Source organism: Kitasatospora sp. NPDC022856, assembly GCF_055561235.1.
Window position 1 is genome coordinate 1 of record NZ_JBVHHE010000060.1, and the last position, 17,638, is coordinate 17,638.

The window sequence follows — 17,638 nt, forward strand, 5'->3', positions numbered from 1 at the left end:
AACGCCGCCAACTCGGCCACCACCTCCGGCGAGTCCAGCAGCAGCACACCCTCGAAAGCCGGCATCCGATCCGCGGCCGCCGAGTCCGTCACCAGACAGACCGGAGCGGTGTCCTCCACCATGAACGCCAACCGGTCCACCGGGTAGTCCAGCTCCAACGGCAGATACGCCGCACCCGTCCGCAGCACCGCGAACAACGCCGCCACCATCTCCAACGAACGCGGCAACCCCAGCGCCACCACCCTCTCCGGCCCCGCCCCCCGCGCCACGAACAACCGCGCCAACCGGTTCACCCGGGCATCCAACTCCGCATACGACCACGACACCCCACCGAACACCAGCGCCGTCTCACCCGGCACCGCCACCGCACGCTCCGCCAACAGATCCGCCACCGTCGCCCCCGGCAACCCACGACCCGTCGCCACCCACTCCCCCAACACCAGACCCCGCTCACGCACCGTCAACACATCCAGGGCGCGGACCGGGCGGTCGGGGCGCTCCAGGATCTGCTCCAGCAGGGCCAGCAGCCGCTCGGCGTGCTCCTCGACGGCGGCCCGCTCGAAGACGTCCGGGCGGTACTTCCACTCGAAGGTGAGGTGCTCGCCGGGGTTGGTGATGAAGATCAGCGGGAAGTGCGTCGCGTCGACGTCCGTCACCTGGCGCAGGCCGAGGCGCTCGCGCAGGCGGTCCCGCAGGCCTTCGTCGGCCGGGGTGTTGCGGAGCACCTGGAGGGTGTCGAACAGCCGGCCGAAGCCGGTGCCGCGCTGGATCTCGCCCAGCCCGGTCTGGTGGTGCGCCAGCAGGGCACTCTGCTCGTCCTGGAAGCGGGTGAGGAAGGCGGCGACGCCCTCCTCGCCGTCCAGCCGGGCCCGGACCGGCACCGTGTTGAGGAACATGCCGATGGTGGCGTCGATGCCGGGCAGCTCGGCCGGGCGGCCGGAGACGGTGGCGCCGAACACCACGTCCTCGCGGGCCGTCAGACCGGCCAGCAGCAGGCCCCAGGCGCCGGAGAGCACGGTGTTGAGGGTCAGGCCGTGCTCCCGGCCGAAGGCGGCCAGCCGCTCGCCGAGCCCGGCGGGGGCCTCGACGACGACCTCCTCCGGCAGCAGCGCGGCCCGCTCGCGGGCCTGCGGGGCGAGCAGCGTCGGCTCGGCCAGGCCCTCCAGCGCGGAGCGCCAGGCGGCCCGGCCGGCCTCCTGGTCCTGGCCGGCCAGCCACCGCAGGAAGTCCCGGTAGGGCAGACCGGCGGCCGGCGGGCGCTCGCCGGCGCAGCGGGTCAGCACCTCCTGGAGGAAGAGCCCGGAGGACCAGCCGTCCCAGAGCAGCGCGTGGTTGGTGATCAGGACGCGCTGGCCGCCGTCCGGGGCGAGCACCGAGACCAGCCGCAGCAGCGGCGGCGCGGCGAGGTCGAAGCGGGTGAACGCCTCGCGCTCCTTGAGGAGGCGCAGTTCGGCCTCGAAGTCGTCCGTGCCGAGCGCCGACAGGTCGACCTCGGTGAGCGGGACGTCGACGGCGCGCGGCAGGAACTGAACCGGCCGCTCCAGGCCGTCCTGGAGGAAGCCGGCCCGCAGGTTGGGATGGCCGTCCAGCACGGCGGCCACGGCGGCGCGCAGCACCTCCAGCGGGATCCGGGCGGTCAGCGAGAGCACGTCGCGCGAGGTGTGGACGTCCAGCGCCTGCTCGTCGTACCCGGCCTCGAAGAGCAGGCCCTCCTGGAGCGGGGAGACCGGCCAGACGTCCTCGATCTCCAGCTTGGGCACGGCGGCGCGGACGAGGGCCAGTTCGGCCTCGGTCGCCGGGGGCAGCTCGGGCAGCTCCGGGGCGGCGCCGGCCGCCTCGCGGCGGTCGGCCAGCTCGGCGAGGGCGGCCGGGGTGCGGCGCTCGAACACGTCGCGCGGGCTGAGCGAGAGCCCCTCGGCGCGGGCGGCGCCGATCAGCCGGATCGAGGAGATGCTGTCGCCGCCGAGGCGGAAGAAGTCGTCCTCGACGCCGGCCCGCGGCAGGCCGAGGACCTCCGCGTACAGGTCGCAGAGCAGCTGCTCGGTCTCGGAGCCGGCGTCCCGGCCGGCCGCCAGGCCGGTGTAGGCGAGCGCCTCGTCGGGCAGTGCGGCCCGGTCGAGCTTGCCGTTGACGGTCAGCGGCAGCGCGTCCAGCACGGCGAAGGCGGACGGCACCATGTACTCCGGCAGCCGGGCGGCGAGCGCCCGGTGGAGTTCCTCGGTGTCGAGCAGGGCGTCCCGGGCGGGGACGACGTAGGCGACGATGCGCCGCACGGCGCCGGGCCGGACCAGCACGGCGGCCTGGGCCACGCCCGGCTGCCCGGCCAGCGCGGCCTCGATCTCGCCGAGTTCGATCCGGTAGCCGCGGATCTTCACCTGGTCGTCGGTGCGGCCGAGGTACTCGACCTCGCCGTCGGCCCGGCGGCGGACCAGGTCTCCGGTGCGGTACATGCGCTCGCCCGGGGCGAACGGGTCGGCGACGAACCGGCCGGCGGTCAGGCCGGGCCGGTCCAGGTAGCCGCGGGCCAGCTGCGGACCGGCCAGGTACAGCTCACCGGGCACTCCGGCCGGGACCGGCCGCAGCAGGCCGTCCAGCACGTGGGCGCGGGTCCCGCGCAGCGGGCGGCCGATGACCGGGGCGGCGCTGTCCGCGAGGTCGGCGACCAGGGCGTCGACGGTGAACTCGGTCGGGCCGTAGTAGTTGACGGCGGTGACGCCCGCCTCGCCGCGCAGCCTGGTCCAGAGCGGCTCGGGCAGCGCCTCGCCGCCGAGCAGCAGCACCGCCGGGCGGTGCTCGCCGGCCAGCAGGCCGCTGTCGAGAAGCTGCTGGGCGTACGAGGGGGTGACGTCGAGGGCGTCGACGCGGTGGGCGCGGGTGTAGCCGACCACCGCCTCGGCGTCCCGGCGGTCGTCCTCGCCGAGGACGTGCAGCTCGTGGCCGCCGATCAGCCAGATCAGCTGCTCCCACGAGGAGTCGAAGGAGAACGACGCGGTGTGCAGGGCGCGCAGCCGGGCCCGGCCGGTGGCGCGCAGCGCGTCGGCGAAGGTGGTGGCCAGGTGGTCGTGGATCAGGTTGCCGAGGCCGCGGTGCGGGATCACCACGCCCTTGGGCCGGCCGGTGGAGCCGGAGGTGTGGATGACGTACGCGGCGGCGTCGGGGTGGACGGGACCGCCGCGCTCGGCGTCGGTGAGCGGGCCGGCGGGCAGCGCGGCGAGGTCGGCGGCGGTCCGCGGGTCGTCCAGCAGCAGGACGGCGGCGCCGGGCACCTCGGGCAGCCGGGCGGCGACCTGGGCGGTGGTCAGGACGACGGCGGGGCGGGCGTCCGCCAGGAGCAGGGCGAGCCGCTCGTCCGGGTGGTCGAGGTCGATCGGCAGGTAGGCGGCGCCGGCCCGCAGGACGGCGAGCAGCGCGGTGACCGACTCGGCGGAGCGCGGCAGCGCGAGGGCGGCGATGTCGTCGGCGCCCAGGCCGTGGGCGCGCAGCAGTCGGGCCAGCCGGTCGGCGGCGGCGTCCAGTTCGGCGAAGGAGAGCTGGACGGGGGCCGGGCCGCCGGTCAGGCCGGGGCCGACCAGGGCCCGGACGTCCGGGGTGCGGGCGGCCCGGTCGGCGAACAGGTCGGCGGCGGTGGCGTCCGGGACGCGGTGCTCGCCGCCGGAGACGGTGGCGGGCAGCGCGGCGCGCTCGGCGGCGTCGAGCAGGTCCAGCCGGGCGAGCGGGGTGTCCGGGTCGGCGGCGAACGCGGCGAGCAGGCGCAGGAAGCGGTCGGCGATCCGGCCGGCCTCGGCCTCGGTGAACAGCTCGGGCCGGTACTCCAGCTCCAGGCGCAGCCGCTCGCCGGGCAGCACGGTCAGGCCCAGCGGGTAGTGGGTGGCGTCGCGGGCGCCGAGCGCGGTGACGGCCAGGCCCTCGACGGTGCCCAGGCTCGTGCGGAGCGCGTCGCCGCCGCCCTGGTAGTTCTCGACCACGAGCAGGGTGTCGAACAGCGCGCCCTCGACGTCGGCGAGCCGCTGGATGGTGCCGAGGCCGAGGTGCTGGTGGGCGATCAACTCGGCCTGCTCGCGCTGGACGGCGGCGGCGGCGCCGGCCAGGGTGGCGCCGGGGGCGAGCCGCACGCGCACCGGCACGGTGTTGATGAAGAGGCCGACCATGGTGTCGGCGCCGGGCAGGTCGTCGGGGCGGCCGGAGACGGTGGTGCCGAAGACCACGTCGGCGGTGCCGGTGAGCGAGCCGAGCAGGACGCCCCAGAGGGTGTGGGCGAGGTTGCCGAGGGTCAGGCCCCGGCCTCGGGCGGCCTCGGCGACGGCGGCGGAGAGCTCGCGCTCGGCGTGCAGGGTGACCACGGCCGGTTCGACGGCGGTGGCGACGCCGGCGCCCGGCGCGACCGGGTGGGTCTGGGCGAAGCCGGCCAGCGCGGCGCCCCAGGCGGCCTCGGCGGCGGCGGTGTCGCGGGTGGCGAGCAGCGCCAGGTGGTCCTTGTAGGGGCGGACGGCGGGCAGCGCGGCGAGGTCGCCGGCCGACCCGTAGAGCGCCAGCAGCTCGCGCACCAGGATCGGCATCGACCAGCCGTCGAGCAGCAGGTGGTGGCAGGTGATGACGAGCCGGGAGCGGTCCGGCCCCAGCCGGAGCAGGGCCAGCCGCAGCAGCGGCGGGGCGTCCAGCTCGAACCGGTGGTGCCAGTCCTCGTCCATCGCGGCCAGTACCGCGGCGTCCTGCTCCGCCCCGGCCGGGGCGGTCAGGTCGGCCACCCGCAGCGGGGTCTCCACCTCGCGCTGGACGAACTGGACGACCGCCTCCGGGTCCTCGTACCAGAACCCGGCGCGCAGGTTGGCGTGCCGCACCAGCAGCGCGTCGACGGCGGCGGCCAGCCGGGCGCCGTCGACCGGGCCGGCCAGGTCGAGGTGCGACTGCACGACGTAGACGTCGCGCGCCTCGTCGTCGTAGAGCGCGTGGAAGAGCAGCCCCTCCTGCAGGGAGGAGAGCGGGTAGACGTCCTCCAGGGCCGACGCGGCCGGGGCCTGGGCCTGCGAGTCGTCGATCGGTGCGGTGGAGTCGTTCGTCACGGGGTTCTCGGTCCTGGGGGTGGGGTGGCGGTCGGTGGGGTCGGGGGCGGCGGCGCCGCCCGGTTCGCGGCTCATCGGCGGCGCCTGCGCAGCCGCGACTCCAGCCGGTCGATCTGGGTCTGCTTGAGCCGGACGAGGTCGAGGTCGGACGGCGTCACCCCGCCCGCGTCGCCGCCGGCGGCGTGCCGGGCGAGCGCGTCGAGCGCGGCGAACCAGGAGTCGGCCAGCGCCGCCACCTCGTCCTCGCCGAACAGCGCGCCCGGCCAGCTCCACTCGACCGTCAGCTCCGGGCGGCCGTCGGGGCCGGCGGCGACGACCGCGTCGATCTCCAGCGGGTAGCCGGCCGGCATCAGCCGGTCGGGGCCGGCCGCGGCGGCGACGGCGGTGCGCTCGTCCTGCGGGGCGAACGCCCAGCCGCCCTGCGGTCCGGCGCCGGTGTCCGTCCGGCCGCGGTAGTTGAACAGCACCTCGGAGCGGGGCACCGCGGCCAGCAGCGGCGCGGTCTGCGCGTTGAGGTGGCGCAGCAGGCCGAAGCCCAGGCCCCGGTCGGGGGCGGCCCGCAGCTGCTCCTTGACCTGCTTGAGCGCCTGGCCGGTGAGCGCGCCGCCGGTCATCGCCTCGGCCGGGTCCAGGCCGGTCAGGTCGAGCCGGACGGGGTGCACGGTGGTGAACCAGCCGACGGTGCGGGCGAGGTCCGGGGTGAGTCCGGCCGACTCGCTGCCGCCCCGGCCGTGGCCCTCCAGGTCGACCCGGACGGCCGGTGCGGCGCCGGGGCGGGCGGCGGCCACGCCGAGGGCGAGGCCGGCCAGCAGCACGTCGTCCACGCCGGCGCCGAAGGACTGCGGCAGGGCGGTCAGCAGCGGCTCGGTGCGGTCGGCGGGCAGGGTGCGGCGCAGCGTGCGCAGGGTGGCGACGGTGTCCCGGGCCGGGTCGGCGGTGAGGCCGCCGAGCGGCCCGGCCGGACCGTCGAGGACCTCCCGCCACTGCCGGGCCTCGGCGATCCGGCCGCGCTCGTGGGCGTGCGCGAGCAGCTGCTCGGACCAGGCCCGCAGGCTGTGGGCCTCCGGTTCGAGGGCCGGGCGGCCGCCGGCCGCCAGCGCCTCGTAGGCGGTGCGCAGGCCGGGCAGCAGGGTGCGCCAGGAGACCCCGTCCACGGCGAGGTGGTGGACGGTCAGCAGCAGCCGGCCGTCGGTGTCCGGGCCGGCGTCGAACCAGACGGCGCCAAGGACCCGGCCGGTGCCGGGGTCGAGCGCCGCCGCGGCCGCGTCCGCCTCGCGGGTCAGCAGGGCGGTCCACCCGGCGGGTCCCGCCTCCCGCGCGCCCCGGGCGTCGACCCGGCGCAGGGTGCGCGGGTCGGTCAGGGCGGGGGCCGCGTCGGCGGCCAGGACCTCCTGGGTCCAGAGGCCGTCGGTGCGGTCCAATCGCAGCCGCAGCGCCGGGTGGCGGGTCGCGAGGGCCGCCAGCGCGTCCCGCAGGGGCTGCTCCCGCAGCCCGGCCGGGACGGTCAGCAGGACGGACTGGTTGAACCGGTCGATCGGGCCGCCGCGTTCGCGCAGCCAGTGCACCACCGGCAGGGCGGGCAGCTCGCCGTCGGCGGGCGGCGCGACGGCCGACGGGCCGGCGGGGGCGGGTGCGGCGGGCGTGCCCAGGCCCTTGGCGGCGGCGAGCGCGGCCGGGGTCGGGTACTGGAAGACGTCCTTGGCGGCGATCGGGAAGCCGGCCGCGCGGGCCCGGCTGACCAGTTGGATGGAGACGATGCTGTCGCCGCCGAGGGCGAAGAAGTTCTCCTCCTCGCCGACCTCGGGCAGGCCCAGCACCTCCGCGAAGACCCTGGCCAGCGACCGGCCCGGGGTCTGCCCGGCCGCCGCGGGGGCGGCGGCCGGGCGGCGGGCCGGGTCGGGCAGCGCCTTGCGGTCGAGCTTGCCGTTGACGCTCAGCGGCAGCGTGTCCAGCACGGTGACGGCGGCCGGGACCATGTGCTCGGGCAGCACCGCGGCCACCGCGGCGCGGACGGCGTCGCCGCCGACCGAGGCGCCCGGCTGCGGGACGACGTAGCCGAACAGCTGGCGGGCGCCGCCCTCGGTGACGGCGCGGGCGGCGACGGCCGCCTGGGCCACGCCCGGTGCGGCGGCCAGCGCGGCCTCCACCTCGCCGAGTTCGATCCGGAAGCCGCGGATCTTCACCTGGTCGTCGGTGCGGCCGAGGTACTCGACCTCGCCGTCGACCAGCCGCCGGACCAGGTCGCCGGTGCGGTACATGCGCTCGCCCCGGGCGAACGGGTCGGCGACGAACCGGCCGGCGCTCAGGCCGGGGCGGCCCAGGTAGCCGCGGGCCAGCTGGACACCGCCCAGGTACAGCTCTCCGGGCACGCCGACCGGGACCGGCCGCAGCCGGGCGTCCAGCACGTACAGGCGGGTGTTCCAGACGGGGCGTCCGATCGGGACGACGCCGGCGCCGGCCCAGGCGCGGTGGTAGGTGACGTCCACGGCGGCCTCGGTGGGCCCGTAGAGGTTGTGCAGCTCGATCTGCGGCCAGAGGGCCGCGAAGCGCTCGACCGCCGCGGGCGGCAGCGCCTCGCCGGAGCAGAACACCCGGCGCACCCCGGCGAAGCGGTCCCGGACGGTGCGGTCGGCCTCGGCCACCGCGGTGAAGGCGGTGAGCATCGAGGGCACGAAGTGCGCGGTGGAGATGCCCGCGCCGGCGGCGAGCGCGGCCAGGTACTCCGGCTCCCGGTGGCCGCCGGGCCTGGCCAGGACCACCCGGGCGCCGCTGACCAGCGGCAGGAAGAACTCCCAGACCGAGACGTCGAAGCCGGCCGGGGTCTTCTGCAGGATCCGGTCCTGCGGGGTGACGCTGTAGACCTCGCGCATCCAGTCGAGCCGGTTGACGATCGCCCGGTGCGGGACGACGACGCCCTTGGGGCGGCCGGTCGAGCCGGAGGTGAAGATCACGTAGGCGGGGTGTTCCGGCTCCGGGGCGACCGGCTCGGCCTGCGGCCCGTCGGCGTCGACGCCGAGCACCGGCACGCCGGGGACGACCGGCAGCGCGCCGGCCGTGCCGGGCAGGGTGAGCACGCAGACCGGGGCGGCGTCCTCGACCATCGCGGCCAGCCGGTCCACCGGGTACTCGGTGTCCAGCGGCAGGTAGGCGGCGCCGGACTTGAGCACCGCGAGCAGGGCGACCATCAGCTCGACCGAGCGCGGCACGGCGACCGCGACGATCCGGTCCGGTCCGGCGCCGTGCGCGGCGAGGACGCGGGCCAGCCGGCCGGCCCGCTCGTCCAGGCCGCGGTAGGTCACCTCCGCGCCCTCGAAGGACACCGCGACCGCGTCGGGCGTGGCGGCGACCCGCTCGGCGATCCGGGTCACCAGGGTGCCCGGCGCCACCTCGCGGTCGGTGGCGTTCCACTCCCCCGCGAGGCCTCGCCGCTCCTGGGCGCCGGTCAGCTCGACCCGGGCGGCCGGGCGGTCCGGCGCGGCCAGCGCCTGCTCCAGCACCCGCAGCAGGCGGGCGCCGAAGAGCCGGCCGGTGGAGCGGTGGAAGAGGTCGTCGGCGTAGATGACGGTCAGGTCGGTGTGGTCGCCGTCGGCGGACTCCACGAAGGTGAAGGCCAGGTCGAAGCGGGCCGCGTGCACCGGGTCGGGCAGCAGCGTGGTGCGGGCGCCCAGCAGGCGGTCCAGGCCGCCGGCCTCCTTGCGGTGCTGGACCATCACCTGGAACAGCGGGTGGCGGCCGAGCGAGCGCTCCGGGTTGACGATCTCGACCAGCCGGTCGAACGGCAGGTCCTGGTGGGCGAGCGCGCCCAGCACGGTCTCCCGGGCGCGGGCCACCAGGTCGTCGAAGGTCGGCTCGCCGGAGAGGTCGTGACGCAGCACCAGGGTGTTGACGAAGAAGCCGACGACCGGCTCCAGCACCTCGTCGGCGCGCCCGGCGACCGGGGTGCCGAGCGCCACGTCGGTGGTGCCGGCGAGCCCGCCGAGCAGCAGCGCGGCGGCCGCCTGGGTGACCATGAACGGGGTCGCGCCGCTGCGCTGGGCGTAGCCGCGCAACGCCCGGTGGAGGGCGTCGGGCAGCCGCAGCCGTACCGCGCCGCCCCGGCCGGTGGCCTCCGTGGGCCTCGGCCGGTCGGTCGGCAGGGCGAGTTCGGCCGGCAGGTCGGCCAGCCGCCGCGTCCAGTAGCGGGCCTGGGTGGCGGCGCTGCCGTCCTGGTCGGCGAGCAGGTCGGCCTGCCAGAGCGCGTGGTCCGCGTACTGGAGCGGCAGCGGCTCGAAGGCCGGCGCCGTGCCGGCCAGGCGGGCGGCGTAGGCGTGGTCGAGGTCGCGCAGCAGCACCCCCTCGGACCACTCGTCGCCCGCGATGTGGTGCAGCGCGACGCTCAGCACCGACCGCTGCGGCCCGGCGCGGAGCAGGGTGGCGCGGACCGGGATCTCCTCGGCGAGCTCGAAGGCGTAGGCGCCGGCGGCGGCGACCGCCCGGTCGAGCCGGCCCGCCGCGACCTCCTCCACGGTGAAGGGCACGCCGGCCTGCTCGGGGGTCAGGATCCGCTGGTGGGGCCGGCCGTCCCGGTCGGGGAAGACCGTCCGCAGCGCCTCGTGCCGGGCCAGGACGTCCGCGAAGGCGGCGCGCAGCGCGTCGGTGTCGACGGCGCCGTCGATCCGCAGCGCGCACGGGATGGTGTACGCGGTGCTGGGGCCCTCCAGCCGGTACAGGAACCAGAGCCGGGCCTGCGCGGCGGAGAGCGGCAGCGGCTCGGGACGGGGCCGCGCGGCCGGGGCGGGGCGGCCGGTGGCGGCGGTGGCCAGCCGGGCGGCCAGGGCCGCGGCGGTGCGGCTCTCGAAGAGGTCCCGCACGGCGACCTCGACCCGCAGCGCGGCGCGGAGCCGGCCGACCACGCGGGTGGCGAGCAGGGAGTGGCCGCCGAGGTCGAAGAAGTCGTCCTCGACCCCGGCCTGCGGCAGGCCGAGCACCTCGGCGAAGACGCCGCAGACCACGGCCTCGCGCTCGTCGCGCGGGGCGCGGCCGGCGGGCGCCGCGAAGGCGCTCGCCTCCGGCTCGGGCAGGGCGTGCCGGTCCAGCTTGCCGTTGACGTTCAGCGGCAGCGCCGGCAGCGGCACGATCGCGGCCGGGACCATGTACTCGGGCAGCGACCCGGCCAGCGTCCGGCGCAGGGCGGCCGGGTCGGCCTCGCCGCCGGGGGCGGGCACGACGTAGCCGATCAGCCGCTTGACGCCGGTGGCGGTGGCGCGGGCGAGCACGGCGGCCTGGGCCACGCCGGGCAGGGCGGCCAGCGCGGCCTCGACCTCGCCGGGCTCGATCCGGAACCCGCGGATCTTCACCTGGTCGTCGTCGCGGCCCAGGTAGTCCAGCGTGCCGTCGCCGCGCCAGCGGACCACGTCGCCGGTGCGGTACATCCGCTCGCCGTCGCCGAACGGGCAGGCGACGAAGCGGCCGGCGGTCAGGCCGGGGCGGTTGCCGTAGCCGCGGGCCAGGCCCTCGCCGGCGATGTACAGCTCGCCGGGGACCCCGGCCGGGACGGGCCGCAGCCGGGCGTCCAGCACGTAGACCCGGGTGTTGCCGATCGGCCGGCCGACGCACGGGGTGGGGCTCTCGTCCAGGGCCGCGCCCAGGGTGTCGACGGTGTACTCGGTCGGGCCGTAGAAGTTGTGGCCGAGCACGCCCTCGGTGTCGCGGATCCGGCTCCACAGGGCGTCGCCGACGGCCTCGCCGCCGACCAGGAAGAGCAGCGGGCGGTGCTCCGCCGAGTCGAGCAGGCCCCATTCGACCAGCTGCCGGCCGAACGACGGGGTGACGTCCAGGGTGTCGATCCGGTCGGCGAGCAGCCGGGCGACCAGGGCCTGCGGGTCGCGGCGCAGGTCCTCGCCGTAGACGTGCAGCTCGTGGCCGCGGATCAGCCAGAGCAGCTGCTCCCAGGAGGAGTCGAAGGAGAACGACGCGGTGTGCGCGGCCCGCAGCCGGCGGCCGCCGGCGGCCCGCTCGGCCCGGGCGAAGACCGTCCCGCCGTGGTGCTCCAGCATGTTGGCCAGGCCGCGGTGCGGCACCTGGACGCCCTTGGGGCGGCCGGTGGAGCCGGAGGTGTGGATGACGTAGGCGAGGTCGTCGGGGTCGGGGCGGACGGGGTCGGCGTCCAGCGCGCCGAGCCGGCCGGTGGTCAGGGTGCCCAGGCCGTGCCCGGCGAGGACCGGGCGGGTGCGGGCGACCTCGTCGGTGGTCAGGGTGACCAGCGGTTCGGCGTCGGCGAGCATCAGCGCGATCCGCTCGTCCGGGTGGTCGAGGTCGACCGGCAGGTACGCGGCGCCCGACTTCAGCACCCCGAGCAGGGCGGCCACCAGCTCGGCCGAGCGGGGCAGCGCCAGCGCGACCACCCGGCCGGGGCGGGCGCCGAGCGCGGCGAGGTGGCGGGCGGTCAGCTCGACCCGCCCGGCCAGCTCGGCGTAGCTGAGGCGCCGGTCGCCGAAGACCACGGCGGTGTCGTCGGGGGTGGCGGCGGCGCGGGCCTCGAAGGCGTCGACGACCGTCCCGGCGGGGACCTCGCGGCCGGTGGCGTTCCAGCCGCGCAGCAGCGTGTCGCGCTCCCGCCCGTCCAGGACCTCCAGCTCGCCGACGGGCGTCCCGGGCCGGGTGGCGACGGTCTCCAGCACCCGCAGCAGGCGGGCGCCCACGGCGGCGGCCTGCTCGGCGGTGAACACGTCGGCGCGGTACTCGACGGTGAGCCGCGGCGCCTCGCCGGGGAGGGTGAGCACGGTCAGCGGGTAGTGGGTGGCGCCCCGGTTGCCGATGCCGGCGACCCGCAGGCCGCGGGCGGTCAGCCGGTCGGGGTCGACCGGGTAGTTCTCGAAGACCAGCAGGGTGTCGAAGAGGGTGCCGTGCCCGGCGAGCGCCTGGATGTCGGCCAGGCCGAGGTACTGGTGGTCGAGCAGCGCGGACTGCTGGGCCTGCAGCCGGGTGAGCGCCTCGACGGCGGGCTCGTCCTCCTCGGGACGGAAGCGGACCGGCACGGTGTTGCTGAACAGGCCGACCATGGACTCCACGCCGGGCAGGTCGCCGGGACGGCCGGAGACGGTGGCGCCGAAGACCACGTCCGCGCGGCCGGTGAGACGGCCGAGCAGGATCGCCCAGGCGCCCTGGACCAGGGTGTTGAGGGTGAGTCCGTGCGCCCGGGCGGTGCCGGTGAGCGCCGCCGCGAGCTCGGCGGACAGCGGCAGGTGGATCTCGGCGCCGGCGGCGGCCGGGCCGTCGGCCGGGCGGCCCAGGGTGTCGGCGAGCAGGGTCGGCGCCTCCAGGCCGGCCAGCGCCTCGCGCCAGGCGAGCGTGTCGGCGCCGGCGTCCCGGGCGGCCAGCCAGCCGAGGTGGTCGGCGTACGGGGTGGTGGCGGGCAGCGCGGCGCTCGCGCCGCCGTCGCCGTAGGCGGTGACCAGCTCGCGCAGCAGGACCGGGGTGGACCAGCCGTCCATCACGATGTGGTGGCGGGTCAGCACCAGGCGGTGGTGGTCCGCGCCGAGGGTGACGAGCGCGCAGCGCACCAGCGGCGGCCGGGCGAGGTCGAACCGGCGGGAGGCCTCCTCGTCCTCGATCCCGGCGACCGCGGCGTCGCGCCGGTCGGCGGGCAGGGCGGTGAGGTCGTGCTCGGTCCAGGGCACCGTGACGGTGTCCGCCACCAGCTGGAGCGGGTGCTCGCCGATCGCGGTGAAGCCGGAGCGCAGCGCGGAGTGCCGGTTGACCACGGCGTCCACGGCGCGGCGCAGGGCCGGCCGCTCCAGCGGGCCGCGCAGGTCCAGCGAGGTGAGCGAGGTGTAGAGGTCGTCGGTGCCCTCCTCGCGCTGGTAGAGGGCGTGGAAGAGCAGGCCCTCCTGGAGCGGGGAGAGCGGCAGGACGTCGACGGTGCCGGGGTGTTCGGCCGCGATCCGGTCCAGCAGCGGCTGGCTGACGGCGGCCAGCGGGACGTCGCTGGGGGTGAGCCCGCCGGCGTCCGGCCGGGCGGCGTACGCGGCGAGGGCGTCCAGCGCGGCGAACCAGCGCTCGGCGATGTCGCGGACGGCCTCCTCGGTCAGGACGCCGTGCGGCCAGGAGAGGGTGACGGCGAGTTCGGCGCCGTCGGGGCCGTCGTGGACGAAGGCGCCGACCTCCAGGGCGTGGGCGGTGGGCAGCGCGGGGTCGGCGCCGGCCGCGACGGCGTCGCCGGCCTCGCGGGCGACGGTCCAGTGCGCGCCGTCCGCGGTGAAGCGGCCGAGGTAGTTGAAGAGCAGCTGCGGCTGGTCGGCGTCGGCCAGGGCGGGGCCGGAGACCGGGTCCAGGTGGCGGAGCAGGCCGTAGCCGGCGCCGGCGTTGGGCAGGGCCCGCAGCTGCTCCTTGACCAGGGCCAGGGCGCGGCCGGCGGCGGCGCCACCGGTCAGCGCCTCGTCGAGGTCCAGGCCGGCCAGGTCGAGGCGGGCCGGGAACTCGCTGGTCAGCCAGCCCACGGTGCGGGTGGTGTCGGCGCCGGGGACGAGCTGGTCCTCGCGGCCGTGGCCCTCCAGCCGCAGCAGCAGGTCGGCGCGGGCGCCGGCGCCGTGCCGGTCGCGGCGGCGGCCGAGCAGGGCGAGCGCGAGACCGGCGAGCAGGGTGTGGTCCACGCCGGCCCGGTGGGTGGCGGGCACCGCGGTGAGCAGCGGGGCGGTGCGGGCGGCGGGCAGCGTGAGGCGCAGCCGGCGGGTGGTGGCGGCGGTGTCGCGGGCCGGGTCGAGCGGGCGGTCGCCGAGGAGCGGGCCGGCGCCGTCGGCCAGCACGGCCTGCCAGCCGGGCAGTTCGGCGCGGATCCGGTCACCGGTGGCCGCCTCGGCGAGGCCGAGGGCCCAGCCGCGCGGCGAGGTGGCGACCGGGTCGAGCGGGCGGCCCTCGTAGGCGGCGCGCAGGTCGGGGAGCAGGATGCGCCAGGAGACGCCGTCCACGGCCAGGTGGTGGGCGGCGAGGACGAGCAGGCCGTCGGTGTCCGGGCCGGCGTCCAGGTGGACGGCCTGCAGCACGACGCCCTGTTCGGGGTCGAGCCGGTCGACGGCCGCCTCGCGCTCGATCGCGGCGGCGGCGGACAGCTCGGCCGGGGCGACGGTGAGGTGGCGCAGCCGCTCGGCGGCGGGGGCGCTGCCGGCGGGCCGGATCTGCTGGGTCCAGGTGCCGTCGGCGGCGATGTCCAGGCGCAGCCGCAGGGCGTCGTGGTGGTCGGTCAGGGTGTCCAGGGCGGCGGTGAGCCGGGCGCGGTCGAGGCCGGCCGGGACGGTGACCACGGTGTGCTGGCTGAACCGGGTGACCGGGCCGCCGCGCTCGCGCAGCCAGGAGCTGATCGCGGTGGCGGGCAGCGGGCCGGTGCCCTCGACGCCGGCCCGGCGGACCGCCGGGGCGGTCTGCTCGGCGACGGCGGCGATCCGGGCGACGGTGCGCCGTTCGAAGACCACCCGGGGGGTGAGGGCGAGGCCGGCCCGGCGGGCCCGGCTGCCGAGCTGGATGGCGGAGATGCTGTCGCCGCCGAGGGAGAAGAAGTTGTCGTCGACGCCGACCGTGTCCAGGCCGAGGACCTCGGCGACGAGGTCGGTGAGGATCCGCTCGGTCTCGGTGCGCGGGGCGCGGGCGGCGCCGTCGCCGGCCTGCCGGGGGGCCGGCAGCGCCTTGCGGTCGAGCTTGCCGTTGAGGCTCAGCGGGAGGGCGTCGAGGCCGAGCAGGACGGCCGGGACCATGTGCTCGGGCAGGGTGGCGGCCAGGGCGGCCAGCAGGTCGTCCGGGTCGGCGGGGGCCGGGGCGACGTAGCCGACCAGTTGGCGGGCGCCGCCGGGGGTGAGCTCGCGGGCGGTGACGGCGGCCTGGGCGACCCCGGGCAGCGCCTCCAGGGCGGCCTCGATCTCGCCGAGTTCGATCCGGAAGCCGCGGACCTTGACCTGGTCGTCGGTGCGGCCGAGGTACTCGACGGTGCCGTCGGGGGCCCAGCGGACGAGGTCGCCGGTGCGGTAGAGCCGCTCGCCGTCGGCGAACGGGGAGGCGACGAACCGCTCGGCCGTCAGGCCGGGGCGGCCCAGGTAGCCGCGGGCCAGCTGGACGCCGGCCAGGTACAGCTCTCCGGGCGCGCCGACCGGGGCGGGGCGCAGCCGGGCGTCCAGCACGTACAGGCGGGTGTTCCAGACGGGGCGTCCGATCGGGACGACGCCGGCGCCGGGCTCGGTGGGGTGGTGGGTGACGTCGACGGCCGCTTCGGTGGGCCCGTAGAGGTTGTGCAGCGGGACGTCGGGAAGCGCGGCGTACCAGCGCTCGACGACGTCGCCGGGCAGGGCCTCACCGGAGCAGAAGGCGCGCCGCAATCCGCCGCAGCCGGCGGCGGCGGTCGGCTCCTCCAGGAAGGCGCGGAGCATGGACGGCACGAAGTGCAGGGTGGTGACGCCCGTGTCGGCGATCAGGGCGGCGAGGTAGGCCGGGTCCTTGTGGCCCTCGGGGCGGGCCAGGACGACGGCGGCGCCCTCGCAGAGCGCCCAGAAGAACTCCCAGACCGAGACGTCGAAGCTGGCGGGGGTCTTCTGCAGGACGCGGTCCTCGGGGGTGAGGCGGTAGGCGTGCTGCATCCAGGCCAGCCGGTTGACGATGGCGCGGTGCGGGACCACGACGCCCTTGGGGCGGCCGGTGGAGCCGGAGGTGTAGATGACGTAGGCCGCGGAGTCGGGGTCGACGGCGGGCAGGGCGGTCGTGGTGGCGCCGGCGGGGGTGTGGCCGGGGCCGATCAGGACGGCGGCGGCGCGGGCGCTCTCCGGCAGCCGGTCGAGCACCTCGGGGACGGTGACGACGCGGACCGGGCGGGCGTCCTCGATCATGTGGGCGAGCCGGTCGGCCGGGTAGTCGGCGTCCAGCGGCAGGTAGGCGGCGCCGGACCTGAGGACGGCGAGCAGGGCGACCATCAGGTCGGCGGAGCGCGGCACGGCCACGGCGACGACGGTCTCCGGGCCGGCGCCGGCGGCGGCCAGCGAGCGGGCCAGCGCGTCGGAGCGCTCGGCGAGCGTGGCGTAGCTGAGCGTCTCGCCCTCGAAGACGACGGCGGGGGCCTGCGGCGTGGCGGCGGCGCGCTCGGCGATCCGGCTGACCAGGGTGCCCTCGCGGACCTCCCGGGCGGTGGCGTTCCAGTCGTGCAGCACGGCGGCCCGCTCGGCGTCGGCGAGCAGCGGCTGGTCGCCGATCGGCCGCTCCGGGTCGGCGGCGAGCCGGGCGAGCAGGCCGGCGCAGCGGTCGGCGTGCAGTTCCAGCGCGGCCTGGGTGTAGAGCTCCGGGTTGGCCCCGAACTCCAGCACCAGCCGGTCGTCCGGGGTCTTGGTGACGGACAGCGAGAGGTCGTCGACCGGGCCGGAGGCCAGGGTGACGGTCTGTCCGGGGCTGCCCGCGAAGTCCAGCGCGAGGTCGAAGGGCTTGATGTTGAGCAGCGGCCCGTGGAGCCGGTGGTCGGTGCCGACCAGGCCGAGGTCGCGGCGGATCTCCTCGCCCCGGTGGCGCTGGTGGCGGCGGGTCGCGGTGAGCTCGGCGGCGGCGCGGCGCATCAGCCCGGTGTGGCTGTCCGTCCCGGCGACGGCGATCCGTACGGGCAGGATGTTGACGGCCATGCCGGGCACCCGCAGGGTGCCGGGGGCGGTGCGGGCCATGAAGTGCATGCCGAGCACGACGTCCGGCGTCCCGGTCATCAGGTGCAGGTAGCCGGCGAGGGCGGCGGCGGCCGCCTCGGCCCAGGTCGCGCGGGCCGCCCGGGCCGAGGCGAGCACGGCGGCCGAGTCCTCGGCGGTCAGTTCGGCGCGGTGGTACCGGGCGGCGGGCGCGGCCTGGGCGGTCGCCTCGGTGAGGCCGACGACGGCGGGGCGGTCCGCGAAGCGGGTGTTCCAGTACTCCCGGCCCTCGGCGGCGGCGGGGCCGGCGAAGTACTCGCGCTCGGCCTCCAGCAGGACGGCGAGCGGGCGCAGCGGGCTGTCGGGCACGTCGGTGCCGGCGGCGAGGGCGGTGTACACCTCGGCGACCCGGCGGGTGAGGAGCGCGACGCTGTAGCCGTCGACGACCAGGTGGTGGAACCACTGGAACCAGAGGTGGCGCTGCTCGCCGACCCGGACCAGCAGGGCGCCGTGCAGCGGGCCGGCCTCGGGGCCCTCCAGCGGGGTCGGGACGGCGAGTTGGGCCCGGACGAGCGCGGTGGCGGCGGCCACCGGGTCGGCGGCGGCGCTGGTGTCGAGCCGGGGCAGCTGCCAGGCCTCGGCGTCGAAGGCGGTGGGCAGCTGGACGGTGCGGCCCTCGTGCTCGGCGAGCCGGACGTGCAGGCCGTCGGCCTCGGTGAGGGTCAGGCGCAGCGCCCGCTCCAGCAGCGCGGGGTCGAACGGTCCGGTGATCTCGACGTACTGGCCGACGTTGTAGGCCGGGTTGTCCGGGTCGATCCGCTGTGCGGCGAGTACCCCTGCCTGTGCCGCCGTCAGCTCCTGGAGGACTGCGGCCGGCTCGACCTGCGTGGTGTTGGTGCCCGCCTGAGGCATGGTCGGCCCTTCCCGGTTCGGTGCGGCCCCGCCGACGATGCAAGCCCG

General features: G+C 77.3%; 2 protein-coding genes. Both read right to left on the reverse strand.

The window, feature by feature from the left end; translation table 11 throughout:
• On the reverse strand, positions 1 to 5,135 hold a 5,135-nt coding region (locus ACZ34W_RS35620; RefSeq protein WP_465610200.1), incomplete at its 3' end, for an amino acid adenylation domain-containing protein.
• Positions 5,132 to 17,590, reverse strand: coding sequence for an amino acid adenylation domain-containing protein (locus ACZ34W_RS35625; RefSeq protein ID WP_465610202.1), 12,459 nt, complete (start codon positions 17,588 to 17,590; stop codon positions 5,132 to 5,134). The genes ACZ34W_RS35620 and ACZ34W_RS35625, both read right to left, overlap by 4 nt.
• Positions 17,591 to 17,638: the final 48 nt, after the last annotated feature.